Below are 25,517 nucleotides of genomic sequence, written 5' to 3' on the forward strand. Positions count from 1 at the left end.
CAAACCGTACCGCTGGAGCATGGCCGTGGTGGGGTTCAGCGCTTGAAGTTGAATGATGGAGGTACCAGGTGCTTCACCCGAAGCGGAGGGCCTTCTTCTTTCCGTAGTCAAAGGCAGCTTGCGCGGCTCCACCCCTGTGTGAATAATGCGGTTGGGGGGTTTTGCGTGACATGACTCGATATCGATCGCGGCGCGACAATTTACGGGTCGGTCGTTCTGCCCGGCGCACATCGCGGACCTTCCTGGGCAAGCTAAGCAGGATCCTGCTTCCCGCCGTCCTGATGGCAGCATCAACACCAGCCGAGGCGGGCTGGTCTCGCGCTGTGACGCCGCACTTCACGATCTACTCGGATCAGCCTGCGCAGCAATTGCGGGCTTATGCAGCCAGGCTGGAAACCTTTGATCAGGCGGTCCGGTTTGCCCGCGGTGTCAGCGATCCTCTGCCCGGGCCGGCAAATAAGCTGACGATCTACGCCGTGCGGGATTTTGCGATGATCGAGCGCCTCGCCGGTCAGTACGGAGTGGGCGGCTTCTATATTCCATGGGCCGGTTACTCGGTCGCCTTCGTACCCCTGAACACCGGGGCGGGAACCCGATTGGATCTCACGTCGGAAGCCGTGTTCTTCCATGAATATGCCCACCATCTCATGTACGAAAGCCTCAACGTCGCGCTGCCGCTGTGGCTGACTGAAGGGTTTGCCGAGTTTTTCTCGACGGCCAAGTTCGAGAGCGATGGCGCCGTGGGACTGGGAGCGCCTGCCGCACACCGCGCGGGCGTGCTGCTAGGGAAACGCTTTGCTCCGATGCCTATCGAGGTGATGCTTGGTGGCACATGGAAACAACTGAAGAAGTACCAGCCCGACGAAGTTTACGGCCGGGGATGGTTGCTCACGCACTATCTTATCTTCTCGGCGGCCAGGAAAGGCCAGCTGGAGCGATACGTAGGCGCCATTTCCCAGGGCACGCCGGCACTCGACGCCGCCCGGTTGGCCTTCGGCAACCTGAACGCGCTTGACGGTGAGCTTAAGGATTACGTCCGGTCGATGCGTTTTCCCTACGTCACCGTCCCCACCACCAAGATCAAGATCGGTTCGATCTCGATTGAACCGCTGACCGTGGGACAAGGTGAATATGTCGAAGTGCTGATGCAATCGCGGCGCGGCCCGACCGATGAGCAGGCAAAGAGGCTTGCTCCTCGGGCGAGGCAAATCGCCTCCAAATACCCCGACGATCCGGCCGTTCAGGCTTGGCTGGCAGAGGCAGAGGTGGACGCCAAGAATTACAACCAAGCCGTGATCGCCGCGGACAGGGCACTTGCGCGCGACCCCAAGTCTATGGACGCCTTGCTCCAAAAAGGTCGCGCACTCATGCTGCAAGCGAGGGCCGATAAGGCGGCCAAGCCTGATTGGGGCGCCATTCAGCAGATCTTCCTCTCGGCAAACCGGCTTGATCCGGAGGACCCTCGCGCCTTGATCGGCTATTACGAGAGCTTTTTGGAGGCAGGTGTCGCTCCTCCGAAAAGTGCGGTCGATGGATATCTTTATGCTTTTGAACTTGCGCCGCAGGACGGGACGCTACGCTGGGGAGCCGTGAAGGAGTTGATCAATCAGGGTCGAACGACGGAGGCTGTGGCGGCGATCAAGCCTCTTGCGTTTGCGCCTCATGGCGGTGCGTCCGCCCAGCGTGCTCAAGAGCTTTTGGAAACCATGAGCTCGGGAGACTTAACCGCGACCCGCAATAAGATTCGCGAGATCGAAGCTCCGAAACCAGATACCGGGAAGGGAGGTCGGAAGGCTTAGGGTCGAGGGGCAGTCGCTTCGGCCGTGCTCGCCAGCTTGCCTCACCTCTCTGGTTAAGGGCCCCGATCCAACTGCGCATCGCATGCTTGGGGGTTGATCTCGAAGGCGCTCCTCTGTAGAGGCCCCTTCCACAGACGCAGATTCGTCCGCGTCACCAGACATCAGAGTTGAGGTCGCTCATCCCGGTTCGCCGGCGCTTGGGTCGGCCTCTTGTTTTTCGGGTTGGCAACATCCCGTTGGCTCTTTCGCATCGGTAGGGACATGGAAACGCAGAATATTCGTATTCGCCTGAAGGCGTTCGATCATCGAGTGCTCGATCAGGCAACCGGCGACATCGCCGACACTGCCCGTCGCACGGGCGCTCTCATTCGCGGTCCCATTCCTTTGCCGACGCGTATCGAGAAGTTCACCGTCAACCGCTCGCCCCACGTCGACAAGAAGTCGCGCGAGCAGTTCGAGGTGCGCACCTACAAGAGGCTGCTCGACATCGTTCAGCCGACCCCGCAAACGGTCGATGCGCTCATGAAGCTCGATCTCGCCGCGGGTGTAGACGTGGAGATCAAACTGGCGTAAGGGCCAGCGCGCAGCGGTTGAATCGCTTAATCGGCGATCCTGCTGAGCAACGACATAGGGATACCGCGGGCGTCCACCAGGACACCCGGTCATGCGTCCCCGTCTCCTGCCACTGCGGCAGGTTAGCCCGGACGGGGGCTCGTAAACATCATGGGCTGCACGCTCCCGAAGCCGAACGGCGGACGGAGCCTCTGTATGGGAGTGACTGATCATGCGCACTGGCGTGATCGCGAAGAAAGTAGGAATGACCCGCCTGTTCCAGGCAGACGGCCGGCACGTCCCCGTGACCGTCCTCCAACTGGAAGAGCTGCAGGTCGTCGGCCGCCGCGAGGCCGATCGTGATGGATATACCGCCGTTCAGCTCGGCGCCGGCACCGCGAAGGCGAAGAATGTCGCCAAGCCGCAGCGTGCCGCTTTCGGCAAGGCCGAAGTCGAGCCCAAGGCAAAGGTCGTCGAATTCCGCGTTGCCGAGGATGCGCTCCTCGACGTCGGTTCGACCATTTCCGCAGAACATTTCGTACCCGGCCAGCTGGTCGACGTCTCCGGCGTCACCCAGGGCAAGGGCTTTGCCGGCGCCATGAAGCGCTGGGGCTTCGGTGGTCTTCGCGCCACCCACGGCGTGTCCGTGTCGCACCGTTCGCACGGTTCGACCGGTAACCGCCAGGATCCGGGCCGCGTCTTCAAGAACAAGAAGATGGCCGGCCACATGGGCGCCCGCAACCGCACGCAGCAGAACCTCGAGATCGTCCGCACGGACGTCGCTCGCGGCCTCCTGTTCGTGAAGGGCTCAGTTCCGGGCCACAAGGGCAGCTGGCTGACCGTTCAGGACGCCATCAAGCTCCCGCGCAACGAGAATGTGCCGTATCCGGCTGGCATTCTCACCCGCGACACCGTGATCGAGGAAACGCCGGCCGGACTGGTCGACGATGCCGCGGTTCACGAAATCCCGGCGCTCCCGGGTGCCGAGGAAGTCGCAGCGATCGCCGCCGAGCAGGAAGCCGGCGCGCTCCCGGAAGCGACCGAGACCAATGATGCTCCGGCCGGCGACACGCCCGCTGGCGACGAGAGCAAGGAAGGCTAAGCGATGAAGGTCCAAGTTCAGACCCTCGACGCCGGCAAGGGCGGCGACATCGAGCTCAACGACGAGATCTTCTCGGTTGAGCCGCGCGCCGACATCCTTCACCGCGTCGTTACCTGGCAGCTCGAGAAGCGCCGCGGCACCGCCCGTGGTGCCCGCGAGCGGTCGGATGTTGCCCGCACCGGCAAGAAGTTCGGCAAGCAGAAGGGCGGCGGTACCGCTCGTCACGGCGATCGCCGCGCACCTATCTTCGTCGGCGGCGGCAAGGCCCACGGCCCGCGTGTCCGCGACTTCAACCCGTCGCTGAACAAGAAGGTTCGTGCGCTCGGCCTCAAGATGGCGCTTTCATCGAAGGCGGCTTCGGGCCAGCTGGTGGTCGTCGACAACCTCGATGTCGCCGACGGCAAGACCAAGGTGCTTCGCGAGAAGCTCGGCGGCCTCGGCTTCGGCAAGACCGCTCTGGTGATCGATGGCGATGCGCTCAACGTCGGCTTCGCCCGCGCCTCGTCGAACCTGTCGAGCATCAACCTGATGCCGGCGGTCGGCGCCAACGTCTACGACATCATGCGCCACGAGACGCTGGTCCTGACCCGCGCCGCGGTCGAGAAACTGGAGGCCCGGTTCAATGGCTAAGCAGCCGACCACGACGGTGGACAACCGTCACTACGATATCGTGCTTGCCCCGCACATCACCGAGAAGTCGACCATGCTCTCCGAGCAGAATGCGGTCGTGTTCAAGGTGGCGGGCGGCGCCTCCAAGCCGGAGATCAAGGCCGCGGTGGAGGCGTTGTTCGGCGTCACCGTGACCGGCGTCAACACGATGGTCACCAAGGGCAAGACCAAGCGCTGGAAGGGTCAGGCCTATCGCCGGTCCGACTCCAAGAAGGCGATCGTGACCCTGGCCGAGGGCCAGTCGATCGACATCACGAGCGGGATCTAATCAGATGGCTCTCAAACAATATAAGCCGACATCGCCGTCGCGGCGTGGCCTGGTCCTCGTCGACAAGTCGTCGCTTTGGAAGGGCAAGCCCGTCAAGGCGCTGACCGAAGGCAAGCGCAAGACGGGCGGCCGCAACAACAAGGGTCATGTGACCTCGCGCGGCATCGCGGGCGGCCACAAGCAGAAGTATCGCATCATCGACTTCAAGCGCCGGACCTGGGACGTCGCTGCGACCGTCGAGCGGCTCGAATACGACCCCAACCGGTCGGCGTTCATCGCGCTGGTCACCTACGAAGGTGGTGAGCAGGCCTACATCCTGGCCCCGCAGCGTCTGGCGCCGGGCGACAAGGTCATCGCAGGCCGCAAGGTCGACGTGAAGCCGGGCAACGCGATGGAGATCGGCCAGATGCCGGTCGGCACCATCGTCCACAACGTCGAGCTGAAGCCCGGCAAGGGTGGCCAGATTGCGCGTGCCGCCGGCACCTATGTGCAGGTCGTCGGCCGCGACAAGGGCATGGTTATCGTCAGGCTCAATTCAGGCGAGCAGCGCTATGTGCGCGCCGACTGCATGGCGACGGTGGGTGCCGTGTCCAACCCGGACAACGGCAACCAGACCTTCGCCAAGGCCGGTCGCACCCGCTGGATGGGCCGCCGTCCGCTGACCCGCGGCGTCGCCAAGAACCCGGTCGACCACCCGCACGGCGGTGGTGAAGGCCGGACCTCGGGCGGCCGTCACCCGGTCACTCCGTGGGGCAAGCCGACCAAGGGCGCCCGCACTCGTCACAACAAGGCTACGGACAAGTTCATCATCCGCAGCCGCCACGCGAAGAAGAAGGGTTAATCCATGGCCCGTTCCATCTGGAAAGGTCCGTTCGTCGAGCTGTCGCTCTTGAAGAAGGCGGAAGCCGCTCAGGAAGCTACCAAGCGCGCCCCGATCAAGACCTGGTCGCGCCGTTCGACGATCCTGCCGCAGTTCGTCGGCCTGACGTTCAATGTCTACAACGGCCGCAAGTTCGTGCCGGTGTCGGTCAATGAAGACATGGTCGGAATGAAGCTCGGTGAGTTCGCGCCGACCCGTTATTTCCCCGGCCACGCCGCGGACAAGAAGGGCAAGCGCTAATGAGCAAGCCAGCAGCCCCCGCAAGGTCGGCGACAAGGAAGCACTCGCCGTCGGCACCACCATTCGTGGTTCGGCGCGCAAGCTCAACCTGGTTGCGACCCTCATCCGCGGCCGCAAGGTCGAGGAAGCGCTCAACATCCTGAAGTTCAGCCCGAAGGGCATGGCCGAGGATGTCCGCAAGGTGCTCGCATCGGCCGTTGCTAATGCCGAGAACAACCACAACCTCGACGTCGACGCGCTGATCGTCGCCGAGGCGAGCGTCGGCAAGTCGATCTCCATGAAGCGCTTTGCGACCCGCGCCCGCGGCCGCTCGAGCCGGATCGTTAAGCCGTTCAGCCGCCTTCGGGTCGTCGTTCGCGAGCAGGAAGAAGCGTAATGGGTCAGAAATCCTCTCCGGTCGGCCTCCGGCTGCAGATCAACCGCACGTGGGATAGCCGCTGGTTCGCCGAAGGCGCGGACTATGGTCGCCTGCTGCTCGAAGACCTGCAGATCCGCCGCTACATCATCAAGAACCTGCCGCAGGCCGCGATCTCCAAGGTCGTGATCGAGCGTCCGGCCAAGCTTTGCCGCATTTCCATCTATGCCGCGCGCCCCGGCGTGATCATCGGCAAGAAGGGCAGCGACATCGAGAAGCTGAAGGCCACGTTGTCGAAGATGACGAGCTCCGAAGTGAGCCTGAACATCGTCGAGATCCGTAAGCCCGAGATCGACGCCAAGCTCGTCGCCCAGGGCGTTGCCGACCAATTGGAGCGCCGTATCGCGTTCCGCCGTGCCATGAAGCGCGCGGTTCAGTCGGCGCTTCGGCTGGGCGCGGAAGGCATCCGGATCACCTGCGCCGGCCGTCTCGGCGGCGCGGAAATCGCGCGCACCGAGTGGTACCGCGAAGGCCGGGTTCCGCTGCACACGCTGCGCGGCAACGTCGACTATGCTGAAGCCCAGGCGCACACCGCCTACGGTGTTTGCGGCGTCAAGGTTTGGGTCTTCAAGGGTGAGATCCTGGGTCACGACCCGCTCGCCCAGGACCGGCTGATGATGGAGGCTCAGACCTCCGGTGTCCGTCCGGCCCGCGAAGATCGCGGCAACCGGTAAGCGCGAAGGACTTAAGACATGTTGCAACCCAAGCGCACCAAGTTCCGCAAGGCCTTCAAGGGCCGCATCCATGGCAATGCCAAGGGTGGAACGGAGCTCAACTTCGGCGCCTTCGGCCTCAAGGCCATGGAGCCGGAGCGGATCACCGCCCGTCAGATCGAAGCGGCTCGCCGCGCGATCACCCGTCACATCCGCCGTCAGGGCCGGTTGTGGATCCGCATCTTCCCGGATCTTCCGGTCAGCTCCAAGCCGGCGGAAGTCCGCATGGGCTCCGGTAAGGGTGCGCCCGAATATTGGGTCGCCCGCGTGAAGCCCGGCCGCATCCTGTTCGAGCTGGACGGCGTTCCCGGTCCGCTCGCCAAGACGGCGTTCGAACGCGCCGCCGAAAAGCTGCCGATCAAGGTCAAGGTTGTCGCCCGTCTCGGCGAAACCCTGATCGAAGAGGAATAAAATTATGGCCCAGATCGACGACCTCAAGGCCGCCTCCGACGATCAGCTGCAGCAGCAGCTGTCGGAGCTGAAGCGGGAGCAGTTCAACCTGCGCTTCCAGGCCGCCACCAACCAGCTCGAGAAGCCGTCGCGGGTGCGCGAGGTGCGTCGCACCATCGCCCGCATCAAGACGCTTCAGACCCAGCGCTCCGCCGCTCAGACGGCCAAGGCGTAAGGAGTAGATATGCCAAAGCGCGTCCTCACCGGCACCGTGGTGTCCGACAAAGGCGACAAGACCGTGGTGGTCCGCGTCGAGCGGCGGGTGAAGCACCCGCTGTACGGCAAGATCATCAAGCTGTCGAAGAAGTATCACGCCCATGACGAAGGCAATGCCTTCAAACTGGGCGAGCAGGTGCGCATCGAGGAATGCGCTCCGATTTCGAAGCTGAAGACCTGGACCGTGACGGAGCGCGTCGGCGCTGCCAAGGCGGCCGAGATCGAGATCAGCGACGAAGCCGCAGTTCAGCCGGCCAAGTCGGCCAAGGGCTCCAAGGGTGCGAAGGCGTCGGCTGAAGCCGAAGACGTCGCAGCCGCGGACGCCTGAGCAGATAGATAAGAAGGTAAGGGTCGAACCATGATCCAGATGCAGTCCAACCTGGACGTAGCGGACAACAGCGGCGCCAAGCGCGTTCAGTGCATCAAGGTGCTGGGCGGCTCCAAGCGCCGGACCGCGACCGTCGGCGACATCATCGTCGTCTCGGTCAAGGAAGCCGCGCCGCGCGGCCGCGTGAAGAAGGGCGACGTTCACCGCGCAGTGATCGTTCGTACCGCCAAGGACATCCACCGTCCGGACGGTTCCACCATCCGCTTCGACGGCAATGCCGCGGTGCTGGTCAACAAGAACGAGGAGCCGATCGGCACCCGTATCTTCGGCCCGGTCGTCCGTGAGCTTCGCGCCAAGAAGCATATGAAGATCATTTCGCTTGCGCCGGAGGTCCTCTAACCATGGCCGCTGCCAAAATCCGCAAGGGCGACACCGTCGTGGTCCTGTCCGGCAAGGACAAGGGCAAGACTGGCGAAGTCGTCCGTTCGATCCCGAAGGATTCGAAGGTCGTCGTGGCCGGCGTCAACGTCGCCACCCGTCACCGCAAGGCTAGCCAGACCAACCCGCAGGGCGGTCTGGAGCGCAAGGAAGCGCCGCTTCACGTGTCCAAGGTCGCTGTTGCCGACCCGAAGACCGGCAAGGCGACGCGGGTCCGTTTCGAAACCAGGGACGGCAAGAAGGTCCGCGTGGCCGCCAAGTCCGGGGAGCTGATCAATGGCTGAAGCCAAGAAGGACGGCTACACGCCGCGCCTCAAGAAGGATTATGACGACCGCATCGCCAAGGCGATGACGGAGAAGTTCGGCTACAAGAATGCTCTTGAAGTGCCGAAGCTCGAGAAGATCGTCATCAACATGGGCGTTGGCGAAGCGACCCAGGACAAGAAGAAGGTCGAGACCGCCGCTGCCGAAATGCAGGCGATCTCCGGCCAGAAGCCTGTGGTCACCAAGGCCAAGAAATCGATCGCTCAGTTCAAGCTGCGCGAAGGCATGCCGATCGGCTGCAAGGTGACGCTCCGCCGTGAGCGCATGTACGAGTTCCTGGACCGCCTGGTCACCGTCGCGCTGCCGCGCGTCCGCGACTTCCGTGGCCTGAACCCGAAGTCGTTCGACGGCCGTGGCAACTATGCCATGGGCTTGAAGGAACAGATCATCTTCCCCGAGATCAACTACGACCAGATCGACAAGGTCCGGGTATGGACATCATCATCACCACCACCGCGAAGACGGATGAAGAGGCGCGCGAACTGCTCCGCCTGTTCAACTTCCCGTTCCCCCGCGACGAAGAGGCAAAGCAGGCCGCGTAAGCGGACCTGCGTTTAGGAGAAGAACTTAAGTCATGGCGAAACTGAGTTCGATCAACAAGAACGAGCGTCGCAAGAAGCTCGTCCAGAAGCATGCGGCGAAGTACGCGAAGCTGAAGGCGATCGCGGACGATGAGTCGAAGGACGAGACGGAGCGCCTGATCGCGCGCCTGAAGCTCGCCGAGATCCCGCGCAACGGGAACCCGACGCGCATCCGCAACCGTTGCGAGCTGACCGGTCGGTCGCGCGCATATTATCGCAAGTTCCGCCTGTCGCGGATCATGCTTCGGGAACTGGCCAACAAGGGCCTGATCCCGGGCGTCACGAAGTCGAGCTGGTAAGGTCCAGATATGGCAATGACCGATCCCCTGGGTGACCTGCTCACCCGCATCCGCAACGGCCAGCAGGCGCGCAAGGATTCGATCCTGACGCCGGCGTCGAAGCTGCGCACGCGCGTCCTCGACGTGCTTCAGCGCGAAGGCTACATCCGCGGCTATTCGGAAGAAGAGCTTGCCGGCCAGCGTGGCCTGCGCATCGAGCTCAAATATTTCGAAGGCCAGCCGGCCATTCATCATCTGGCGCGCGTGTCGAAGCCCGGCCGCCGCGTCTATTCGGGTGCGCAGGAACTGCCGCGCATCCGCAACGGCCTTGGCACGGTCATCGTCTCGACGCCTCGCGGCGTGCTTTCCGATGCGGAAGCGCGTGAGCAGAACGTCGGCGGTGAAGTGCTGGCGGAGGTGTTCTAATGTCCCGTATCGGTAAAAGGCCGGTGCCGCTGCCTTCGGGCGTGAGCGCCACCACCGAAGGCCAGATCCTGTCGGTCAAGGGTCCTAAGGGCACGCTGCAGCTGCAGATGCGCGAGGAGATCAGCTATGACATCTCCGACGGCGGCATCAGTGTTCAGCCGGCCAACGAGACCAAGGCGGCGCGGGCCTTCTGGGGCATGCAGCGCACGTTGGTCCAAAACCTGGTCACCGGCGTCACGGACGGCTTCACCAAGGTGCTTGAAATCACCGGCGTCGGCTATCGCGCCGCGGCTCAGGGGCGTAACCTGCGCCTGCAGCTCGGCTACAGCCACGATGTGAACTATGCCGTGCCGGAAGGTGTCGAAGTGAAGACGCCCGACGCCAACACGGTCGAGATCAGCGGCATCGACAAGCAGAAGGTGGGCCAGGTTGCGGCCGAAATCCGCCGCTGGCGCAAGCCGGAGCCCTACAAGGGCAAAGGCATCAAGTATCGCGGTGAGTTCATCTACCGCAAAGAAGGCAAGAAGAAGTAAGCCATGGCGAAACTCTCTCTCTTCGACCGCCGCCGTCAGCGCGTGCGCACCTCGCTCCGGGCGACCGCGTCGGGCAAGCCGCGTCTGTCGGTTCACCGTTCGGGCCGGCACATCTATGCCCAGGTCATCGACGACACCGCCGGCCGCACGCTTGCTGCCGCGTCGACGCTCGACAAGGACCTCAAGGGCAAGACCAATGCCACCCGCGAAGGCGCTGCTGCCGTCGGCAAGGCGTTGGCCGAGCGGGCCAAGGCGGCCGGCGTGTCCAAGGTCGTGTTCGACCGTGGCGGTTTCCTTTTCCATGGCCGGGTCAAGGCCCTGGCCGACGGCGCCCGTGAAGCCGGGCTGGAGTTCTAAGCATGGCTGACGAAATCGAAACCCAGACCCAGGCGGGCAACCCCGACGCCCCGACCGCGGCTGCCGAGGCCGATGCCGGTGCTCCGGCGCAGACTGAAGGTCGTGGTCCGCGTGGCGGACGTGGCGGACGCGGTCCGGGCGGACGCGACAATCGCGGCGGCGGCAATCGTGGCCGGCGTGACGACCGTCGCGGCAACCGTGGCGGCGACGACGATGGCGGCGAGGAGCTGATCGAAAAGCTCGTCCACATCAACCGCGTCTCCAAGACCGTGAAGGGCGGCAAGCGCTTCGGTTTCGCCGCGCTCGTCGTCGTTGGCGACGGCAAGGGCCGCGCCGGCTTCGGTCATGGGAAGGCCCGCGAAGTTCCGGAAGCGATCAGCAAGGCGACCGCCGCTGCCAAGAAGGCGATGGTTCGCGTTCCGCTGCGCGATGGCCGCACCTTGCACCATGACGGCAACGGCCACTTCGGCGCCGGCAAGGTGACCCTTCGTGCTGCTCCGTCGGGTACCGGCATCATTGCCGGCGGTCCGATGCGCGCCATCTTCGAAAGCCTCGGCGTTGCCGACGTGGTCACCAAGTCGGTCGGCACGTCCAACCCGTACAACATGATCCGCGCGACCTTTGAGGCGCTAAAGGATCAGTCGAGCCCCCGCTCGGTCGCCCAGCGCCGTGGCAAGAAGGTCGCTGACCTGCTTGGCCGTGGCGGTGCAAGCGCTGCCGAAGCCGAGGCTCAGGCCGAAGCGATCACGGAGTAAGCCAGCATGGCCAAGATCAAGATCACCCAGATCGGATCGCCGATCCGCCGCGACAAGACCCAGCGCGCGACGCTGGTCGGTCTCGGGCTCAACAAGATCCGCCGCACCGTGGAAGTGGAGGGCACGCCTGAAGTGCTCGGCCAGGTTCGCAAGGTGCAGCACCTTGTGAGCGTCGAGAACGCCTAATCTCTTCCCCTCTCGGGGATGCGCGACAAAAGCGAAAGCGAGTGCACACACATGAAACTGAACGAACTCAAGGACAATGATGGCGCCCGCAAGGGCCGGATGCGCGTCGGACGCGGAATCGGCTCGGGTAAGGGCAAGACCTCCGGCCGCGGCCAGAAGGGTCAGACCAGCCGTTCGGGCGTCAGCATCTTCGGCTTCGAAGGCGGCCAGATGCCGCTCCACATGCGGCTTCCGAAGCGCGGCTTCAACAACATCTTCGCCAAGGACTATGCCGAGGTGAACCTCGGCGCGATCCAGAAGCTGGTTGATGCCGGCAAGCTCGACGCCAAGGGCACGATCGACCATGCGGCGCTGAAGGCTGCCGGTGTTGCCCGTGGTGGCAAGGACGGCGTCCGCCTGCTCGGCAAGGGTGATTTCTCGGCCAAGCTGAACTTCACCGTCGCCGGCGCGTCCAAGGGTGCGCGTGAGGCGGTCGAGAAGGCCGGCGGCTCGGTCTCGATCATCGAGCGAAAGGACAGCGCGGAGCTCGCCAAGGCCAAGAAGGGCAAGGCCCGCGAAGCGCGCATCGCCGACAAGGCCGCGAAGAGCGCCGCCAAGTAAGCTTGCCCAAGCCTCATTGTTGAGGCCTTAGACAAACGGCTTCTAGGCATTATATCGGCGGCGGGGACGAAACTGTCCGTCGCCGCCGTTTTCTCAAGGATCACCGATGGCTTCTGCCGCCGAACAAATGGCTTCCAACATCTCGCTGTCGAGCTTTTCGAAGGCGACCGAGCTTAAGCGGCGCCTGTGGTTCACGCTTGGTGCGCTGATCCTGTTCCGCTTCCTGTCCTATGTGCCGATGCCGGGCATCGACCCACGCGCGATGGCGAGCCTTTTCAACAACCAGCGCGGCGGCGTCCTCGACTTCTTCAACACCTTCTCGGGCGGCAGCCTGGAGCGCATGAGCATCATCGCGCTCGGCGTCATGCCCTACATCACCGCCTCCATCGTCGTTCAGCTCGGTGCCACCCTCTACGGTCCATGGCAGGCGCTGAAGAAAGAAGGCGAGACCGGGCGCAAGAAGCTCAACCAGATCACTCGCTACCTCACCGTCGCGATCACCCTGGTGCAGGGCTATGTGATCGCCGTCGGTCTGGAGAGCGCGCAAGGGTCGCCGGTCGTCGAGCCCGGCATGCTGTTCCGTGTTGCTGCCACCATCAGCCTCGTTGGCGGTACCCTGTTCCTGATGTGGATCGGTGAGCAGATTACCAGCCGCGGCATCGGCAACGGCGTGTCCCTGATCATCATGGCCGGCATCGTCGCGTCGCTGCCGGGCACCATGGCCCAGCTGCTCGAAGGCGGCCGTACCGGCACCATGGATCCGGTGCTGATCGTCGGCATCATCGTCCTGGTGGTCGCGCTGGTCCTGTTCATCTGCTTCATGGAGCGGGCCCAGCGCCGGGTGCTGATTCAATATCCAAAGCGGCAAACGGCGCGCGGGATGCAGCAGGAGCGCAGCCACCTGCCGATGAAGATCAACATTGCGGGCGTCATTCCGCCGATCTTCGCCTCCTCGCTGCTGCTGATGCCGTTGACCGTGTTGCAGATGGCGGGCGGCGGCGGAACGAGCGCCGACTCCAGCGACTGGCTGATCACCGTCAGCACCTACCTGCGCCACGGTTCGCCGCTCTACATGCTGCTCTACGGCGCCGGCATCGCCTTCTTCTGCTTCTTCTACTCGGCGGTGCAGTTCAACAGCGAGGAAACAGCCGAGAATCTGAAGCGGCACGGCGGCTTCATTCCCGGCAAGCGCCCCGGCAAGCAGACGGAAGAATATTTCGACTATCTGATCAGCCGCCTAACGGTTGTCGGCGCCGCTTACCTGGTAATCATCTGCCTGGTCCCGGAGCTTCTGTTCAGCCAGGCCGGCGTGCCCTTCTATCTCGGCGGCACGAGCCTTCTGATCGTGGTCAACGTCACCATGGACACGGTGGCGCAGATCCAGAGCCACTTGATCGCGCACCAATATGGCGATTTGATCAAGAAGGCGAAGCTGAAGGGTGCGCGCAAGCGCTAGTTCCAACGGCGCGACAAGCAGGGGAAGCGCATTGAACATCATCCTCCTCGGGCCTCCGGGCGCCGGCAAGGGAACACAGGCGCAGCGTCTCGTCGCCGAACGGGGGATGGTCCAGCTGTCGACTGGCGACATGCTTCGCTCTGCGGTCGCCAAGGAGACTCCGGTAGGCCTCAAGGCGAAGGCGGTGATGGAGGCGGGGGAGCTGGTCTCCGATGCCATCGTCAGCGCGCTGATCGGCGAGCATCTCGATGGCAGTGATGGCAAGGGCGCCATCTTCGACGGCTTTCCGAGGACCAAGCATCAGGCCGAAGCGCTGGAGATCCTGCTGGCGGAGCGCGGGCGCAAGCTCGACCATGTCGTCGAGCTTGAAGTGAATGAAGAGGCACTAGTCGACCGCATCACCGGCCGGTTCAGCTGCGCCAGCTGCGGGACGGGATACCATGACACGTTCAAGCAGCCGAAGGTCGAAGGCACTTGCGACGTATGCGGCGCCCACGAGTTCAAGCGCCGGCCCGATGACAACGAACAGACGGTGCGGACCCGCATGGCCGAATATCGCGCCAAGACCGCGCCGATCCTACCCTATTATGAGGACAAGGGACTCGTTCGCCGGGTTGACGGCATGGCGTCCGTCGACGCCGTCGCGGCCCAGATCGACTCCATCCTCGACGGCTGACGCTTAAGCGCGTTCCAACGTTACGAAACGAAACGGTGGTCGATTGCCGTCGGCCGCATGAGGTTCACTCCACGTCTCGCGCCAGTCGCCGCTAGTCCGCGGGTCGGGCATGGTGACGTCGCCCGGCACGTCGGCGAGCACCTCGGTCAGTTCGATGCGGGTCACGTTAGGAAGGAAGAGCGCGAAGATCTCCGCGCCGCCGATAACGGACAGCTGCTGATCGCCCGAAGCCGCCAAGGCCTCCTCGACGCCGCCGACCACCTCCGCACCTTCTGCCTGCCAGTGGCGGTCGCGGGTTAGCACGATGTGCCGACGTCCGGGCAATAGTCCCGGCAGGCTGTCGAACGTCTTGCGTCCCATCACCATGGCGCCGCCCATCGTCAGTGCCTTGAACCGCTTCAGGTCCGCAGGCAGGTGCCACGGCAACTTGCCCGCGCGGCCGATGATTCCGTTCTGCGCCCGCGCGACGAGGAGGGTAATAGGGCAGCTCATGCGCCTGCTCATGCCGCCGCACGAGGGATATGCCAAGCGGCGTCTTCGCCGCTAAAGAAGCGGCATGAACGCTGAGCAGACCCGCCTCGTCACGACCATCCGCGACCGGTTCGGACCCAAGTCGGTGGTGACGGACAGTGCCGATATCGCGCCCTGGCTGACCGACTGGCGCGGCAAGTTCCAGGGCATTTCGGGGGCGATGCTGACTCCCGGCAGCACGGAGGAAGTGGCGGCGATCGTCTCGCTGGCGTCGGAGCTTCGGATTCCGCTCGTTCCCCAAGGCGGCAACACCTCCATGTGCGGCGGTGCGACCCCGCCAGGGGACGGCTCGGCATTGCTCATCAGTCTTCGGCGGATGAACCGCATCCGATCCGTCAGTGCCGGCGACCGGCAGGCGATCGCCGAGGCGGGGGTGATCCTGTCCGACCTCCACGACCGGGTCGCCGAGGAGGGCTGCCGCTTTCCGATGACGCTTGGAGCCAAGGGCAGCGCCACCATCGGCGGCCTGATCGCCACCAATGCGGGCGGCACGCAGGTGCTTCGCTTCGGCACCATGCGCTCGCTGGTGGCGGGCATCGAGGCGGTGATGCCCGACGGCTCCGTCCACAACGGGCTTGCGGCGCTGAAGAAGGACAATCGCGGCTACAATCTCGATCAATTGCTGGTGGGGGCGGAAGGAACGCTGGGCATCGTCACGGCCGCCACGCTGCGGCTGTTCCCCGCCGTCGCCGCGCGGACCACGGTTTGGTGCGGCGTCTCTAGCCCGGAACAGGCGCTCGACCTGCTGCGCTTTCTCGAGGAAAGGGTTGCCGGGATCGAGGGGTTCGAGATCGTTCCCCACGACACGCTTGCGCTCGTTCTCCGGCACATCCCGAACACGCGTAGCCCACTCAGCGGCGAGCATGCCTGGCACGTCCTTATCGAGGCGACCACCAGCGGCGACGGCGACCTGCTGCGCGCCGCGATTGAGGAGGGGCTCGGTGCCGCGCACGAGGCGGGCCATCTCGCCGACGCCGCCATCGCCGCCAACGAAGCGCAGGCCGAGGCCTTTTGGCACTTGCGCGACAGCATCGCCGAGGCGGAGCGGGCGCACGGCGCCAGCATTGCCCACGACATCTCCGTCCGCGTCGCCGACATGCCCCGCTTCATCGAGGAGGCAGGCGCCGAGGTGGAACGCCGCTTTCCCGGCACCAAGGTGGACGCCTTCGGTCACCTGGGCGACGGCAACGTCCACTTTCATGTCCGGGCACTTGATGGTGTATGGGCGCCGGAGCGTGCAAAGGAAGTCTCGCGGCTGGTCTACGACTTGGTCGGCGAGGCAGGCGGCTCCGTCTCCGCGGAGCATGGCATCGGCCAGCTTAAGATCGGCGAGTTCGAGCGGCTGACGGAGCCCGCGCGGGTCGCCGCTGTGCGGGCGATCAAGCATGCGCTCGATCCGCTTGGCATCATGAATCCCGGCAAGCTGGTACGGTAGGCCCTTCGGCAGCGTTGCCAAACGTCGGGGATTGAACGACAATTCAGGTCAGAGGTCCGCTTGGCCAAGTTCCGAACCCATTACGACAACCTGCAGGTCTCTCGGTCCGCCAGTCCCGAGGTGATCAAGGCCGCCTATCGCGTGCTGAGTGCCAAGCATCATCCCGACCGCAACCTCGGCGACCCGCAGGCAGCCGAGATGATGACCAGTCTCAATGCCTCCTACGCCGTCCTCACCGACGAGGATGCGCGGCGCGAGCATGATCGCTGGATCAGGCGCCAGGAGACGGCGGGCGAGGAGCGTCGCGCCGCCGCAGCCGTCCGCACCAACCTTTCGGCCGCCGACCCGCCGCTCTGGTCGCAGCCCTCACCCACGGCCGTCCGCTTCAGCCGTGACACGCGCAGCGTGTCGGGCGCCGTTGAGGCAGCGATGGCGCCGGGGCGGCTGCGAAGCGTCGGCACCCTGATCGTGGCGGTACTTGCCGGCTTGATGCTCGTTGCCGCCTTATTGTCCGAACAAGACGCGGGCCGACGCGCGGCCGAGCGCTGGCGCCGTGCCGCTGCTGCCCCGACGCTCCCACAGCAGCCCGCGATTGACCTTGCCGCGATCCGTGACCGTGCTCCCAATGGACAACCCTGGCCGGCCAGGGCCGACTATGTTCGGGGCTATCCGCAGTTGGAGGAGGGCGGCCGCTCCACCCTCACCATCGACAACGGTCCCAATTCCTTCCCCGTTTACCTGAAGCTCAGCAAACGCGACGCGGGCGATCGCATTGCCGTGCGGCACGTCTATCTTCCGCCCCGCACGAGCTTTGCCATTCGCGCGCTTGCCCCCGGGACCTACGACGTCGCCTATCTCAACCTCAATGACGGAAGCATCGCGCGCAGCCAGCCGCTGGATCTGACGGAGGTGGTGGAGGCGAACGGCACGCGGTTCAGCAATGTCTCGCTGACCTTGATGCCCGTGACGATGGGCAGCGGAAGGTCCTCGCCAAACCTGTCGGACTTTTAGCCGCCCCGGCGCCGCGCGAGATCGGACCTAACCCGCATTTACGTCAGGCCCCGAAGGGCGCACCTTGCTTGGGTCTCAGCGTGCCGAGTCGCTGACGCGCCGCATCCATGAAGGGAGCGCGCGATGAAGACGATGAATCTGCTGGTGAAATGGCAGCACCGGATCGAGCCGTCCAGCTTCCACCTGAGCGACCATCCGCACATGCTGTTCGTGAGCTACAGCGCCGTGGCGTCGACGCTTTGCATCCTCGCCATCATGGCGGCGCGGGCGCTTCTGGGAGCAACTTGATCGGGTAAGCTGGCCGGCAGGTTAGGCTCGCTCCGCTTCGACTCCGACGAGGTTCGATCTGGGTCGATGGCGCGCCCGGCAGGATTCGAACCTGCGACCACAAGCTTAGAAGGCTAGTGCTCTATCCAACTGAGCTACGGGCGCTCCGAGGGCTCACCTAACCTGCTTTGCGCGGGCAGGGAACAGCGATAGGATTGCGGGTCATGGGGGAACCACCAGCCGTCAGCACCGATGCGACCGCCGCGAGCGGGCGTCACTTCCGCTATTTCGACCTGGTCATGGCGGCGTTCGTCGCCATCCTCCTGCTGTCCAACGTACTCGGCGCGGGCAAGCGGGCATTGATTGACCTGCCGCTACTCGGTCCCTGGCCGTTCGGTGCCGGCATTCTCTTCTTTCCACTGTCCTACGTCATCGGCGATATCCTCACCGAAGTGTACGGCTATGCCCGGGCCCGACGCTGCATCTGGGTCGGTACAGCCGCGCTGCTCTTCATGGCTTTCATGAGCTGGGTGGTCGTCAAGCTTCCGCCCGATGCCGGCTGGACCGGGCAAGGCGCCTATGAGGCCGTGTTCGGCCAGGTGCCCCGCATCGTCTTCGCCTCCATCGTCGCCTTCTGGGCGGGCGAGTTCGTCAACAGCTTCGTTCTTGCCAAGATGAAGGTGCTGACCAGCGGCAAGCATCTGTGGTCGCGCACCATCGGATCGACGGTGGTGGGGCAGGCGGTCGACAGCCTGATCTTCTACCCGCTCGCCTTTTGGGGCGCCGAAGGCTGGACGACGCAGAGCGTGCTGACCGTTCTGCTAACCCAATGGTTCCTGAAGGTGTCGTGGGAAGTTCTCCTCACTCCGGTCACCTATCTGGTCGTCAACGCGCTCAAGCGCCGCGAAGGCGTCGACCTGTTCGACGTCCGAACCGATTTCACCCCCTTTCGTGCCGCCGTTTAGACTCCATAGCTTGCGGGAAGCGAACGCCTCCGAAACGTTCATCTACCCTTCAGCCGCGGAACGTGACATTCTCCTCATCAACCAGGGGAAGTTATGCGCAAGATTGCTTTGGCTCTCGCACTGATGGTGATCGGCTCGTCGGCCCAAGCTGCGACGGTGGTCATCCTGACCGACCCGACAACGCTGGAGCGTCAGACCATCGTCGTCGACCGAAAAGGCCCGGACCGAGTCCTGATGTGCATGGCGCCGCCCGCAAGCAGCGGCTGCACCGAGCTTCCGGTCCGCCGCGCACCGTCCGCGCGCCGCTAGGATCAAGCGGCCGGCGGCACCTGCGCCGGGTGGCTGGGGATCGTCTCGTCGATGCAGGCCCATGCCGGTGCCTGGCTCGTCCAGATGGTCGCTTGCGGTGCGGCGATGCTGGTGTCGTCCAGCGTTCCGCCGCGAAGGAAGATGAGGTGCGGCCGCGCTTCCGCGGCGCTCGTTACCGGTGTCCCGCACTTGGGGCAGAAGCCGCGATGCATGACGTTGCCGCTGTCCGCGACGCTTTCGTAATCGGCGAGTTCACCGGTGATGGTCACCGCGTCGGATGGGAAAGCGACGTTGGCGGTCGCCGTTCCACCGCCCAGATACTGGCACAGACGGCACCAGCAGGTGCGGGCGGCCAACGGCTCGGCGGTGACCTCGTACCGCACCGCCCCGCATAGGCAGCCGCCGGTGATCGTCACGCGCTCACCGCTTCCAGTAGACCTTCGAACAGGCGGCGGCCGTCCGTGTTGCCATGCGCAGCCTCGACCGCCCGTTCCGGATGGGGCATCATGCCGAGCACATTGCCGCTCTCGTTGAGGATTCCGGCTATGTCATTGGCCGAGCCGTTGCAGCCTTCCTGATAGCGGAAGGCAACGCGGCCCTCGCCCTCGAGCCTCTTGAGGGTCTCGGGATCGGCCTGATAATTGCCGTCGTGATGGGCGACGGGGATCGTGATCTGTTCACCCGCCTGGTAGCGGCTGGTGAACAGGCTCTGGCTATTCTCGACCTTCAGCGCCACCGGCCGGCACACGAATGACAGCCCGGCATTGCGCATCAGCGCGCCCGGCAGCAGCCCCGCCTCGGTCAGCACCTGAAAGCCGTTGCAGACGCCGAAGACGGGAACGCCGCGCTTCGCCGCATCTGCAACCGCCTGCATCACCGGCGAGCGGGCCGCCATCGCGCCGGAACGCAGATAATCGCCATAGGAGAAGCCGCCCGGCAGGCCGATGAAGTCGGTTCCGTCCGGAAGCTCCGCCTCGCGATGCCACACCATCGCGGGTGCGCGGCCGGTCACCTGCTCGATCGCCACCGCAAGGTCACGATCGCAATTGGACCCGGGGAAGACGATAACCGCGCTCTTCACGCCGCTTGCAGCCTTTCGATCCGGAAATTCTCGATCACCGTGTTGGCGAGAAGCTTGCGGCACATCTCCTCGATGTCGCCGTCCGATGTGCCCTCGGCAAGGTCGAGTTCAATCAGCTTGCCCGCGCGAACGTCGTTGACGCCGCCGAAGCCCAAGCCTTCCAGCGCATGGTGGATCGCCTTGCCCTGGGGGTCGAGAACACCCGGCTTCAAGGTCACGAACACGCGCGCTTTCATGTGTCTTTTCCCGGCTGCTTGCTGTTGCCGCCCCTATGGCTTTGCGCAGCCGCGACGGCAAGCTTTACCCGGTGTTTACCGTAGCGGGTGCATGGCATGACCAGGAGCTTCTGCCCGGGGGTGGGTCATGCTTTGGGGTTTGTGCATCGCGCTATTCGTCGCCCTGGTCGGCTGGGGCGGCGCTTACTTCGGCTGGAGCGACCCGGAAGGAAAGGTGCAGCTGGCGCTAATCACCACCTTCATCATGGGCATCATCTGCGGCTACAAGTCGAAGGCCTAAGCCACCGCTTTGCGATCCGGAAGCAAGGTCAGCATCACCAGGGTAACCGCGGCGACGGCGGCACCGGCGACGAAGGCGGCGGCTGACCCGTCCCGATCCCAGATCAGGCCGGCGGCAAGACTGGCGAGCAAGGTCGCGATCCCGGTCACGAAGTAGAACGCGCCGAAGCCGGTCGCGCGCAGCTGCGGTGGTGCCGCATCGGCGATCATCCGCGCCATGACGCCCTGACTTAACGCCATGTGCGCCCCCCAAAGCGCGACGCCGAGCGCCAGCCCTGCGAGGCCCGGAACACCGGCCAGCACCAGGTCGCCGGCAATCAGCACCGCCAGCCCGGCCATCAGCAATGTTCGCGGCGCCACGCGGTCGCTCAGCGCGCCTGCGGGATACGCGAAGGCGAGGAACACCAAGTTGAAAAGGACCAGGGTCAGCGGCGCATAGGTTTGCGACAATCCGGCCTCCACGCCCTTGAGAATGAGGAAGCCTTCGGAAAAGCGGGCGAGTGCGAACAGGAAGCCGACCGCGATCAGGCGCCGCATGTTCCGGTCCAGATCTCGAAAGGCGGCGACCATCTTCTGCGACGATGCGGCGAGCCGCTGCTCCGGCTCCTTCAGCGCGATCAGGACCAGTAGGAAGGAGAGGGCGGCCGGGATCACCGCTACCCAGAAGACGGCGCGAATGTCGTCCGCGAACAGCAGCATCAGCCCGATGGCGGCGAGCGGCGCCAGCAGCGCACCGACCGTGTCCAGCGCCTGCCGCAACCCGAACGCGCGGCCGCGGATCTCGGGCGGGGTCTCATCGGCGATGATCGCATCTCGTGGCGCGCCGCGGATGCCCTTGCCGATCCGGTCGGCGAAGCGCGCCCCAAGGACCGCGACCAGGCTCCCGGCCATTGGGAACAAGGGCTTGGACAAAGCGGCGAGCCCGTAACCGGCTGCGACCAAGGGCTTGCGCCGGCCCGTGCGATCCGACAGCCGCCCCGACGCGAGTTTCGCAAAGTTCGCCGTCGCTTCCGCAACGCCGTCGACCGCACCCAGCGCCGCGGCAGGCAGGCCGAGAGTTACGGTGATGAACACCGGCAGCAGCGAATGATAAATCTCGCTGCTGAGGTCCATCAGCATGCTGACGAAGCCGAGCACCCAGACGTTGCGGGGGAGCTTCGCGCGGGTTGAAGGCGGCTTCACGGCATCAAGCTATCGGCAATATTGCATCTCCGCAAACATTTGCTACGCTGCAACGATGAACTGGACCGTTCCCGTCGACAAGCTTGCCGAGCGCTTGGGCGCGGTGGCGCAGCGTTGGGTTGTGGACGGTCCGGCGGAGCGTGCCGACCGCGCGCGGCGCAACCTTCTCGCCGCTATCGCCGAGCGCGAGCCGTCGACGCTGAATGAGGTAGCGGCCAACGTCGGCCGCGGCGCTCCGGCGGTCAGCCGCGCGGTGGACGCGCTGGTCCGCTCCGGCCACGTCGAGCGCGCGCCCGATCCCGACAATCGCCGCCGCCTGTGCCTGCGCTTGACCGAGGACGGGCGCAAACTGCTCGACGCCAAGCCCAAGGCGAGCGCCGTCATCGCCGACCGTCTCGGCCGCCTTGCTCAGTCGGAGCTTCGCGCCGTGGAGCGCGCCGTCGAAATACTCGAGCGCTAAAAGCCCGCCGCGACCGGTTGCCGCATTGCAGCAATTCCGCTAAGCGCGCGGCCAACTCTTACCCCCAGGAAAAATCATGAATCTGCGCAACGTGGCGATTATCGCCCACGTCGACCATGGCAAGACCACGCTCGTCGACCAGCTCTTCCGCCAATCCGGTACCTTCCGCGACAACCAGCGCGTCGAAGAACGGGCGATGGACTCCAACGACCTGGAGAAGGAGCGCGGGATCACCATTCTCGCCAAGTGCACCTCGGTCGAATGGAACGGCACCCACATCAACATCGTCGACACGCCGGGCCACGCCGACTTCGGTGCCGAGGTCGAGCGCATCCTGTCGATGGTCGACGGCGTCATTCTGCTGGTCGACGCCGCCGAAGGGCCGATGCCGCAGACCAAGTTCGTCACCGGCAAGGCGCTGAGCCTCGGCCTTCGTCCGATCGTCGTCGTCAACAAGATCGACCGTCCGGATGCGCGTCCGGCGGAAGTGCTCGACGAATGTTTCGAACTGTTCCTCAATCTCGATGCCAACGACGACCAGCTCGACTTCCCGGTGCTCTACGCCTCGGGCCGCGCGGGCTACGCGGGAGAGGAAGACACGGTTCGCGAGGGCGATCTGACGCCGCTGTTCCAGAAGATCGTCGATCACGTGCCCGCACCGGCGCTCGATCCTGCTGGCGAGTTCAAGATGCTCGCGACCTTGCTCGATCGCGACAATTTCCTCGGCCGTATCCTGACCGGCCGCATCGAGAGCGGCACGCTCAACGTCAACGACCCGATCCGGGCCGTCGACGTGAACGGCAAGACCGTCGAGGACGGCCGGGTCACCAAGCTGTTCGCCTTCCAGGGTCTTGAGCGTGTTCCGGTGGAGTCCGCCAAGGCGGGCGACATCGTCGCCATCGCGGGTCTTATGAAGGCGACGGTTTCCAACACCATCGGCACGCCGCAGATCACTGAGCCGCTTCATGCGCGCGAGATCGATCCGCCAACGCTCAGCATGACGTTCGCCGTCAACGACAGTCCGTTCGCGGGCAAGGACGGCGACAAGGTCCAGAGCCGCGTCATCCGCGAGCGCCTCGAGCGCGAAGCGGAAGGCAATGTCGCCATCCGCATCAGCGAGACTCCGGGCGGCGAAGCGTTTGAAGTCGCCGGCCGCGGCGAGCTTCAGCTCGGCGTGGTGATCGAGACGCTGCGCCGCGAAGGCTTCGAGCTCGGGATCAGCCGCCCCCGCGTGCTTTACCGCGACGGCCCGAACGGCCGCGAAGAGCCGTATGAAACGGTCGTCATCGACGTCGACGACGAGTTCAGCGGCACGGTCGTCGAGAAGATGGCGATGCGCAAGGCCGAGATGACCGACATGCGCCCGTCTGGCGGCGGCAAGACCCGCATCACCTTCTCCGCCCCGTCGCGTGGCCTGATCGGCTACCACGGCGAATTCCTGTCCGACACGCGCGGCACCGGAATCATGAACCGTTTGTTCGAGAAGTATGGTCCCTACAAGGGTCCGATCCAAGGCCGCCAGAACGGCGTCCTCATCTCGATGGAGACGGGCGCCGCGGTCGCTTACTCGCTCAACATGCTGGAAGAGCGCGGCGTGCTGTTCATCTCGCCGGGCGACATGCTCTACGAAGGCATGGTGATCGGCGAAAATGCCAAGCCGCAGGACCTTGAGGTCAACCCTTTGAAGTCCAAGCAGCTCACCAACTTCCGCGCCAGCGGCAAGGATGAAGGCATTCGCCTGACCCCGCCACGCCGCATGACCCTGGAGCAGGCGATCGCCTACATTCAGGACGACGAGCTTGTGGAGGTCACCCCCAAGGTGATCCGCATTCGCAAGCGCTACCTCGACCCGCACGAGCGCAAGCGCCAAAGCCGGAAGGCCGAGGCCGCCTGAACGGACGAGTTGCCCGCGCCATCCATTGGGTGCGCGCGGGCCACACGGCTTGTTGCAAGCCTATCGTCCGACTAGGGCCGGAGCCATGCGCCACGAGCAGCAAGGCCTGACCTGATGTTTCAACTGGACGACCGGCGTTTCAACCGGCTGGCGCTGTTGGGGGTCGCGGCGGGATTCCTGCTGCTCCTCGTCGCCCTCATCAGTGCCATCTTCGTCTTTTCGTTGAACCAGCGCTCCGTCGACGCTGTCCGCCAGACCTATTCGGTGGTGGGACAGCTCTCGCTGCTTGAGATTCAGCTTGAGCGTGCGGAGAACGGACGCCGCGGATATCTCCTGGCACGCTCCGACTATCGCCGTCAGGTCTATGAGGAGAATAGCCGCCTGGTGCCGGCCACGATGGCGGAACTTGAGGGTCTTGTTGCGCAAGTCCCCGACCAGAAAGCGCGAGCAGCTCGCGTACGACCGTTGATCGACGCGCAGCTGGCGGAACTGCGTCGCTCGATGCAGCTTGCAGACAGTAACCGTGCAGAGGCGCTGGCTAAATTCCAGGCGGCAAGCGCTGCAACCACGCTTCGTCAGATCCGCGCCCTCACAGGACAGATGCGCGAGGCCTCCTATGGACGCCTGAAGGAGCGAAGCGACCGGGAAAAGACGACGCTTCGCTGGATGCAGGCGGTGCTGGCGCTCACCGGCCTCCTGCTGCTGGCTGTCGGCGCCGCAAGCTTCTGGCTCGTGCGTCGCTACACGCGGGATCTCACCAGCGCGCGCGACCGGCTGCACCTGCTCAATACCAATCTCGAAGCGGCGGTCCGCGAACGCACCACCGATCTTCAGCGCGCCAACGACGAGATCCAGCGTTTCGCCTACATCGTCAGTCACGACCTTCGATCGCCGCTGGTCAACATTCTCGGTTTTACCGGTGAACTGGAAGCGGCCAGCAAGTCGATCGGCAAGCTGGTGGAAAAAGCGGATGCCGAAGCGCCACAGCTGGTGTCGGACGATGCGCGCATGGCGCGCGAAGATCTGCCCGAAGCGATCACCTTCATCCGGTCGTCTGCACAGAAGATGGATCGGCTCATCAACGCCATCCTCAAGATTTCCCGCGAAGGCCGGCGAACACTCGCCCCTGAACGACTGGAGATGGACACAATCGCGGGCGAGGTGATCAACAGCCTCAGCCACCGCGCCGTGGAGCTGGGCGCGTCGATCGAGGTGGAGGGCAAACTGCCCGACATCGTCAGCGACCGGATCGCCGTGGAGCAGATCCTTTCGAACCTTACCGAAAATGCGCTGAAATATTTGCAGACGGGCCGTCCGGGCGTGATCCGGATCCGCGGGGCCAGACGGGGAGGACTCGTCGAATATGACGTTGCCGACAACGGCCGCGGAATCGCTCCGGCCGATCATGAGCGGGTTTTTGAACTATTCCGCCGCGCGGGAAGTCAGGACCAGCCCGGCGAAGGCATCGGGCTCGCGCACGTCCGCGCGCTTGCCTACCGCCTCGGCGGCATGGTGACGGTGGAGTCGACGCTTGGCGAAGGCTCGACATTCCGTCTAAGCCTGCCGCCAAATTACATTAGCCAGGAAGGTGGCCAGTGAACACGCAACGCCCCGTCAACATCATC

The 25,517-nt window shown here is 64.6% G+C and carries 35 protein-coding genes, 1 tRNA gene and 3 pseudogenes; 33 read left to right on the forward strand and 6 right to left on the reverse strand.

Features of this window, described 5'->3' with window-relative positions:
- The first annotated feature begins 281 nt into the window (after positions 1–281).
- The 24 genes and pseudogenes from G7077_RS10645 to G7077_RS10760 all read left to right on the forward strand — a co-directional run bounded on the left by G7077_RS10645 (position 282) and on the right by G7077_RS10760 (position 14,242).
- Positions 282–1,799 carry a hypothetical protein gene (locus G7077_RS10645; RefSeq protein ID WP_166411682.1) on the forward strand — a complete coding sequence of 506 codons (1,518 nt, stop codon included), beginning with the start codon at positions 282–284 and terminating at the stop codon, positions 1,797–1,799.
- A 261-nt stretch (positions 1,800–2,060) separates the two neighbouring features.
- On the forward strand, positions 2,061–2,372 hold the full coding sequence (rpsJ, locus tag G7077_RS10650; RefSeq protein WP_028969184.1) for a 30S ribosomal protein S10: 312 nt from the start codon (positions 2,061–2,063) through the stop codon (positions 2,370–2,372).
- Positions 2,373–2,583: 211 nt separating this feature from the next.
- Positions 2,584–3,453: a 50S ribosomal protein L3 gene (gene rplC, locus G7077_RS10655; RefSeq protein ID WP_166411683.1), complete on the forward strand. Its 870-nt coding sequence runs from the start codon at positions 2,584–2,586 to the stop codon at positions 3,451–3,453.
- A gap of 3 nt (positions 3,454–3,456) precedes the next feature.
- A complete protein-coding gene (gene rplD / locus G7077_RS10660) occupies positions 3,457–4,083 on the forward strand; it encodes a 50S ribosomal protein L4 (RefSeq protein WP_166411684.1) in 627 nt (208 codons plus the stop codon).
- On the forward strand, positions 4,076–4,390 hold the full coding sequence (locus G7077_RS10665; RefSeq protein ID WP_166411685.1) for a 50S ribosomal protein L23: 315 nt from the start codon (positions 4,076–4,078) through the stop codon (positions 4,388–4,390). The genes rplD and G7077_RS10665 overlap by 8 nt, the downstream gene beginning before the upstream one ends.
- 4 nt (positions 4,391–4,394) lie before the next feature.
- Positions 4,395–5,231: a 50S ribosomal protein L2 gene (rplB, locus tag G7077_RS10670; protein ID WP_166411686.1), complete on the forward strand. Its 837-nt coding sequence runs from the start codon at positions 4,395–4,397 to the stop codon at positions 5,229–5,231.
- 3 nt (positions 5,232–5,234) lie between these two features.
- Positions 5,235–5,510 carry a 30S ribosomal protein S19 gene (gene rpsS / locus G7077_RS10675; protein WP_166411687.1) on the forward strand — a complete coding sequence of 92 codons (276 nt, stop codon included), beginning with the start codon at positions 5,235–5,237 and terminating at the stop codon, positions 5,508–5,510.
- Positions 5,510–5,886, forward strand: a pseudogene (rplV, locus tag G7077_RS10680) (50S ribosomal protein L22). Before rpsS ends, rplV begins: the two are co-directional and overlap by 1 nt.
- Positions 5,886–6,599 carry a 30S ribosomal protein S3 gene (gene rpsC / locus G7077_RS10685; protein WP_166411688.1) on the forward strand — a complete coding sequence of 238 codons (714 nt, stop codon included), beginning with the start codon at positions 5,886–5,888 and terminating at the stop codon, positions 6,597–6,599. Before rplV ends, rpsC begins: the two are co-directional and overlap by 1 nt.
- A gap of 18 nt (positions 6,600–6,617) precedes the next feature.
- On the forward strand, positions 6,618–7,049 hold the full coding sequence (gene rplP, locus G7077_RS10690) for a 50S ribosomal protein L16 (protein WP_166411689.1): 432 nt from the start codon (positions 6,618–6,620) through the stop codon (positions 7,047–7,049).
- Between the two features lie 4 nt (positions 7,050–7,053).
- The gene (gene rpmC, locus G7077_RS10695) at positions 7,054–7,263 is read left to right on the forward strand and encodes a 50S ribosomal protein L29 (RefSeq protein WP_166411690.1); all 210 of its coding nucleotides are present in this window, start codon (positions 7,054–7,056) and stop codon (positions 7,261–7,263) included.
- A gap of 9 nt (positions 7,264–7,272) precedes the next feature.
- Positions 7,273–7,521 (forward strand): annotated as a pseudogene (rpsQ, locus tag G7077_RS14220) (30S ribosomal protein S17); the annotation flags it as partial.
- Positions 7,522–7,662: 141 nt separating this feature from the next.
- Positions 7,663–8,031 carry a 50S ribosomal protein L14 gene (gene rplN / locus G7077_RS10705; RefSeq protein ID WP_166411692.1) on the forward strand — a complete coding sequence of 123 codons (369 nt, stop codon included), beginning with the start codon at positions 7,663–7,665 and terminating at the stop codon, positions 8,029–8,031.
- Positions 8,032–8,033: 2 nt separating this feature from the next.
- Complete coding sequence (gene rplX / locus G7077_RS10710) at positions 8,034–8,354, forward strand: 50S ribosomal protein L24 (RefSeq protein ID WP_166411693.1); 321 nt, start codon at positions 8,034–8,036, stop codon at positions 8,352–8,354.
- Positions 8,347–8,936 (forward strand): annotated as a pseudogene (gene rplE, locus G7077_RS10715) (50S ribosomal protein L5). The gene rplX and the pseudogene rplE overlap by 8 nt, the downstream one beginning before the upstream one ends.
- A 32-nt stretch (positions 8,937–8,968) precedes the next feature.
- Positions 8,969–9,274: a 30S ribosomal protein S14 gene (rpsN, locus tag G7077_RS10720; RefSeq protein ID WP_166411694.1), complete on the forward strand. Its 306-nt coding sequence runs from the start codon at positions 8,969–8,971 to the stop codon at positions 9,272–9,274.
- 9 nt (positions 9,275–9,283) lie between these two features.
- Positions 9,284–9,679, forward strand: coding sequence for a 30S ribosomal protein S8 (rpsH, locus tag G7077_RS10725; RefSeq protein WP_166411695.1), 396 nt, complete (start codon positions 9,284–9,286; stop codon positions 9,677–9,679).
- Positions 9,679–10,212, forward strand: a complete 534-nt coding sequence (gene rplF, locus G7077_RS10730) for a 50S ribosomal protein L6 (RefSeq protein WP_166411696.1) — start codon at positions 9,679–9,681, stop codon at positions 10,210–10,212. The genes rpsH and rplF overlap by 1 nt, the downstream gene beginning before the upstream one ends.
- Before the next feature lie 3 nt (positions 10,213–10,215).
- Entirely contained in the window at positions 10,216–10,569 is a 354-nt protein-coding gene (gene rplR, locus G7077_RS10735; protein ID WP_166411697.1) for a 50S ribosomal protein L18, read from the forward strand.
- Positions 10,570–10,571: 2 nt separating this feature from the next.
- Entirely contained in the window at positions 10,572–11,324 is a 753-nt protein-coding gene (gene rpsE / locus G7077_RS10740; protein WP_166411698.1) for a 30S ribosomal protein S5, read from the forward strand.
- A 6-nt stretch (positions 11,325–11,330) separates the two neighbouring features.
- A complete protein-coding gene (gene rpmD, locus G7077_RS10745; RefSeq protein ID WP_166411699.1) occupies positions 11,331–11,510 on the forward strand; it encodes a 50S ribosomal protein L30 in 180 nt (59 codons plus the stop codon).
- 51 nt (positions 11,511–11,561) lie between these two features.
- Complete coding sequence (rplO, locus tag G7077_RS10750) at positions 11,562–12,110, forward strand: 50S ribosomal protein L15 (RefSeq protein WP_166411700.1); 549 nt, start codon at positions 11,562–11,564, stop codon at positions 12,108–12,110.
- Positions 12,111–12,216: 106 nt separating this feature from the next.
- Positions 12,217–13,566 (forward strand): preprotein translocase subunit SecY, encoded by a 1,350-nt coding sequence (gene secY / locus G7077_RS10755; protein WP_166411701.1) that lies wholly within the window; start codon positions 12,217–12,219, stop codon positions 13,564–13,566.
- Positions 13,567–13,597: 31 nt separating this feature from the next.
- Positions 13,598–14,242: an adenylate kinase gene (locus G7077_RS10760; RefSeq protein WP_166411702.1), complete on the forward strand. Its 645-nt coding sequence runs from the start codon at positions 13,598–13,600 to the stop codon at positions 14,240–14,242.
- Between the two features lie 3 nt (positions 14,243–14,245).
- Here G7077_RS10760 and G7077_RS10765 read toward each other — a convergent pair whose 3' ends face one another.
- Positions 14,246–14,734 carry a dihydrofolate reductase gene (locus G7077_RS10765; RefSeq protein WP_206367628.1) on the reverse strand — a complete coding sequence of 163 codons (489 nt, stop codon included), beginning with the start codon at positions 14,732–14,734 and terminating at the stop codon, positions 14,246–14,248.
- 64 nt (positions 14,735–14,798) lie between these two features.
- Here G7077_RS10765 and G7077_RS10770 point away from each other — a divergent pair, with 64 nt between their 5' ends.
- The 3 genes from G7077_RS10770 to G7077_RS10780 all read left to right on the forward strand — a co-directional run bounded on the left by G7077_RS10770 (position 14,799) and on the right by G7077_RS10780 (position 17,507).
- Entirely contained in the window at positions 14,799–16,208 is a 1,410-nt protein-coding gene (locus G7077_RS10770) for an FAD-binding oxidoreductase (RefSeq protein ID WP_166411704.1), read from the forward strand.
- 60 nt (positions 16,209–16,268) lie between these two features.
- Complete coding sequence (locus tag G7077_RS10775) at positions 16,269–17,219, forward strand: J domain-containing protein (RefSeq protein ID WP_166411705.1); 951 nt, start codon at positions 16,269–16,271, stop codon at positions 17,217–17,219.
- A gap of 123 nt (positions 17,220–17,342) precedes the next feature.
- A complete protein-coding gene (locus tag G7077_RS10780; RefSeq protein WP_166411706.1) occupies positions 17,343–17,507 on the forward strand; it encodes a hypothetical protein in 165 nt (54 codons plus the stop codon).
- 67 nt (positions 17,508–17,574) lie between these two features.
- Here the strand turns inward: G7077_RS10780 and G7077_RS10785 are convergent.
- Positions 17,575–17,651, reverse strand: a tRNA-Arg gene (locus tag G7077_RS10785).
- Between the two features lie 59 nt (positions 17,652–17,710).
- Between G7077_RS10785 and G7077_RS10790 the strand changes: the two genes are divergently transcribed.
- Together G7077_RS10790 and G7077_RS10795 are read left to right on the forward strand one after the other, a co-directional pair.
- Positions 17,711–18,451 (forward strand): queuosine precursor transporter, encoded by a 741-nt coding sequence (locus G7077_RS10790; protein WP_166411707.1) that lies wholly within the window; start codon positions 17,711–17,713, stop codon positions 18,449–18,451.
- A 93-nt stretch (positions 18,452–18,544) separates the two neighbouring features.
- Positions 18,545–18,760, forward strand: coding sequence for a hypothetical protein (locus tag G7077_RS10795; protein WP_166411708.1), 216 nt, complete (start codon positions 18,545–18,547; stop codon positions 18,758–18,760).
- A gap of 2 nt (positions 18,761–18,762) precedes the next feature.
- On the opposite strand, the gene G7077_RS10800 is transcribed toward G7077_RS10795, so the two are convergent.
- The 3 genes from G7077_RS10800 to purS are packed head-to-tail and all read right to left on the reverse strand — an operon-like array spanning position 18,763 to position 20,077.
- A complete protein-coding gene (locus G7077_RS10800; protein ID WP_166411709.1) occupies positions 18,763–19,176 on the reverse strand; it encodes a GFA family protein in 414 nt (137 codons plus the stop codon).
- Positions 19,173–19,841: a phosphoribosylformylglycinamidine synthase subunit PurQ gene (purQ, locus tag G7077_RS10805; protein WP_166411710.1), complete on the reverse strand. Its 669-nt coding sequence runs from the start codon at positions 19,839–19,841 to the stop codon at positions 19,173–19,175. Before purQ ends, G7077_RS10800 begins: the two co-directional genes overlap by 4 nt.
- Positions 19,838–20,077: a phosphoribosylformylglycinamidine synthase subunit PurS gene (gene purS, locus G7077_RS10810; protein ID WP_166411711.1), complete on the reverse strand. Its 240-nt coding sequence runs from the start codon at positions 20,075–20,077 to the stop codon at positions 19,838–19,840. Before purS ends, purQ begins: the two co-directional genes overlap by 4 nt.
- Before the next feature lie 127 nt (positions 20,078–20,204).
- Here purS and G7077_RS10815 point away from each other — a divergent pair, with 127 nt between their 5' ends.
- Complete coding sequence (locus G7077_RS10815; protein WP_166411712.1) at positions 20,205–20,357, forward strand: hypothetical protein; 153 nt, start codon at positions 20,205–20,207, stop codon at positions 20,355–20,357.
- Here G7077_RS10815 and G7077_RS10820 read toward each other — a convergent pair.
- A complete protein-coding gene (locus tag G7077_RS10820) occupies positions 20,354–21,538 on the reverse strand; it encodes an MFS transporter (protein WP_206367629.1) in 1,185 nt (394 codons plus the stop codon). The genes G7077_RS10815 and G7077_RS10820 overlap by 4 nt on opposite strands.
- A gap of 55 nt (positions 21,539–21,593) precedes the next feature.
- On the opposite strand from G7077_RS10820, the gene G7077_RS10825 reads away from it, so the two are divergent.
- From G7077_RS10825 to G7077_RS10835, 3 genes are all read left to right on the forward strand, one after another.
- On the forward strand, positions 21,594–21,998 hold the full coding sequence (locus tag G7077_RS10825; protein WP_166411713.1) for a MarR family winged helix-turn-helix transcriptional regulator: 405 nt from the start codon (positions 21,594–21,596) through the stop codon (positions 21,996–21,998).
- A 76-nt stretch (positions 21,999–22,074) separates the two neighbouring features.
- The gene (gene typA / locus G7077_RS10830; RefSeq protein ID WP_166411714.1) at positions 22,075–23,892 is read left to right on the forward strand and encodes a translational GTPase TypA; all 1,818 of its coding nucleotides are present in this window, start codon (positions 22,075–22,077) and stop codon (positions 23,890–23,892) included.
- 114 nt (positions 23,893–24,006) lie between these two features.
- A complete protein-coding gene (locus G7077_RS10835; RefSeq protein ID WP_166411715.1) occupies positions 24,007–25,491 on the forward strand; it encodes a sensor histidine kinase in 1,485 nt (494 codons plus the stop codon).
- Positions 25,492–25,517: the final 26 nt, after the last annotated feature.

Origin of the sequence: Sphingomonas piscis (assembly GCF_011300455.1) — a bacterium.
Classification (GTDB): Bacteria; Pseudomonadota; Alphaproteobacteria; order Sphingomonadales; family Sphingomonadaceae; genus Sphingomicrobium; species Sphingomicrobium piscis.

Bases quoted from the DNA above. Each gene is read 5' to 3' on its own strand.
- G7077_RS10645 (WP_166411682.1), top strand. From the start codon at position 282: ATGGCAGCATCAACACCAGCCGAGGCGGGCTGGTCTCGCGCTGTGACG.
- rplC (WP_166411683.1), top strand. From the start codon at position 2,584: ATGCGCACTGGCGTGATCGCGAAGAAAGTAGGAATGACCCGCCTGTTC.
- G7077_RS10835 (WP_166411715.1), top strand. From the start codon at position 24,007: ATGTTTCAACTGGACGACCGGCGTTTCAACCGGCTGGCGCTGTTGGGG.
- rpsH (WP_166411695.1), top strand. From the start codon at position 9,284: ATGGCAATGACCGATCCCCTGGGTGACCTGCTCACCCGCATCCGCAAC.
- rpsN (WP_166411694.1), top strand. From the start codon at position 8,969: ATGGCGAAACTGAGTTCGATCAACAAGAACGAGCGTCGCAAGAAGCTC.
- rplD (WP_166411684.1), top strand. From the start codon at position 3,457: ATGAAGGTCCAAGTTCAGACCCTCGACGCCGGCAAGGGCGGCGACATC.
- rpsJ (WP_028969184.1), top strand. From the start codon at position 2,061: ATGGAAACGCAGAATATTCGTATTCGCCTGAAGGCGTTCGATCATCGA.
- G7077_RS10765 (WP_206367628.1), bottom strand. From the start codon at position 14,734: ATGAGCTGCCCTATTACCCTCCTCGTCGCGCGGGCGCAGAACGGAATC.
- rpsE (WP_166411698.1), top strand. From the start codon at position 10,572: ATGGCTGACGAAATCGAAACCCAGACCCAGGCGGGCAACCCCGACGCC.
- rplF (WP_166411696.1), top strand. From the start codon at position 9,679: ATGTCCCGTATCGGTAAAAGGCCGGTGCCGCTGCCTTCGGGCGTGAGC.
- rplP (WP_166411689.1), top strand. From the start codon at position 6,618: ATGTTGCAACCCAAGCGCACCAAGTTCCGCAAGGCCTTCAAGGGCCGC.
- rpmD (WP_166411699.1), top strand. From the start codon at position 11,331: ATGGCCAAGATCAAGATCACCCAGATCGGATCGCCGATCCGCCGCGAC.
- G7077_RS10665 (WP_166411685.1), top strand. From the start codon at position 4,076: ATGGCTAAGCAGCCGACCACGACGGTGGACAACCGTCACTACGATATC.
- G7077_RS10780 (WP_166411706.1), top strand. From the start codon at position 17,343: ATGAAGACGATGAATCTGCTGGTGAAATGGCAGCACCGGATCGAGCCG.
- rplR (WP_166411697.1), top strand. From the start codon at position 10,216: ATGGCGAAACTCTCTCTCTTCGACCGCCGCCGTCAGCGCGTGCGCACC.
- G7077_RS10790 (WP_166411707.1), top strand. From the start codon at position 17,711: ATGGGGGAACCACCAGCCGTCAGCACCGATGCGACCGCCGCGAGCGGG.
- purS (WP_166411711.1), bottom strand. From the start codon at position 20,077: ATGAAAGCGCGCGTGTTCGTGACCTTGAAGCCGGGTGTTCTCGACCCC.
- rplN (WP_166411692.1), top strand. From the start codon at position 7,663: ATGATCCAGATGCAGTCCAACCTGGACGTAGCGGACAACAGCGGCGCC.
- G7077_RS10795 (WP_166411708.1), top strand. From the start codon at position 18,545: ATGCGCAAGATTGCTTTGGCTCTCGCACTGATGGTGATCGGCTCGTCG.
- rpsC (WP_166411688.1), top strand. From the start codon at position 5,886: ATGGGTCAGAAATCCTCTCCGGTCGGCCTCCGGCTGCAGATCAACCGC.
- G7077_RS10815 (WP_166411712.1), top strand. From the start codon at position 20,205: ATGCTTTGGGGTTTGTGCATCGCGCTATTCGTCGCCCTGGTCGGCTGG.
- typA (WP_166411714.1), top strand. From the start codon at position 22,075: ATGAATCTGCGCAACGTGGCGATTATCGCCCACGTCGACCATGGCAAG.
- rplO (WP_166411700.1), top strand. From the start codon at position 11,562: ATGAAACTGAACGAACTCAAGGACAATGATGGCGCCCGCAAGGGCCGG.
- rplX (WP_166411693.1), top strand. From the start codon at position 8,034: ATGGCCGCTGCCAAAATCCGCAAGGGCGACACCGTCGTGGTCCTGTCC.
- rplB (WP_166411686.1), top strand. From the start codon at position 4,395: ATGGCTCTCAAACAATATAAGCCGACATCGCCGTCGCGGCGTGGCCTG.
- secY (WP_166411701.1), top strand. From the start codon at position 12,217: ATGGCTTCTGCCGCCGAACAAATGGCTTCCAACATCTCGCTGTCGAGC.
- rpsS (WP_166411687.1), top strand. From the start codon at position 5,235: ATGGCCCGTTCCATCTGGAAAGGTCCGTTCGTCGAGCTGTCGCTCTTG.
- G7077_RS10770 (WP_166411704.1), top strand. From the start codon at position 14,799: ATGAACGCTGAGCAGACCCGCCTCGTCACGACCATCCGCGACCGGTTC.
- rpmC (WP_166411690.1), top strand. From the start codon at position 7,054: ATGGCCCAGATCGACGACCTCAAGGCCGCCTCCGACGATCAGCTGCAG.
- G7077_RS10825 (WP_166411713.1), top strand. From the start codon at position 21,594: ATGAACTGGACCGTTCCCGTCGACAAGCTTGCCGAGCGCTTGGGCGCG.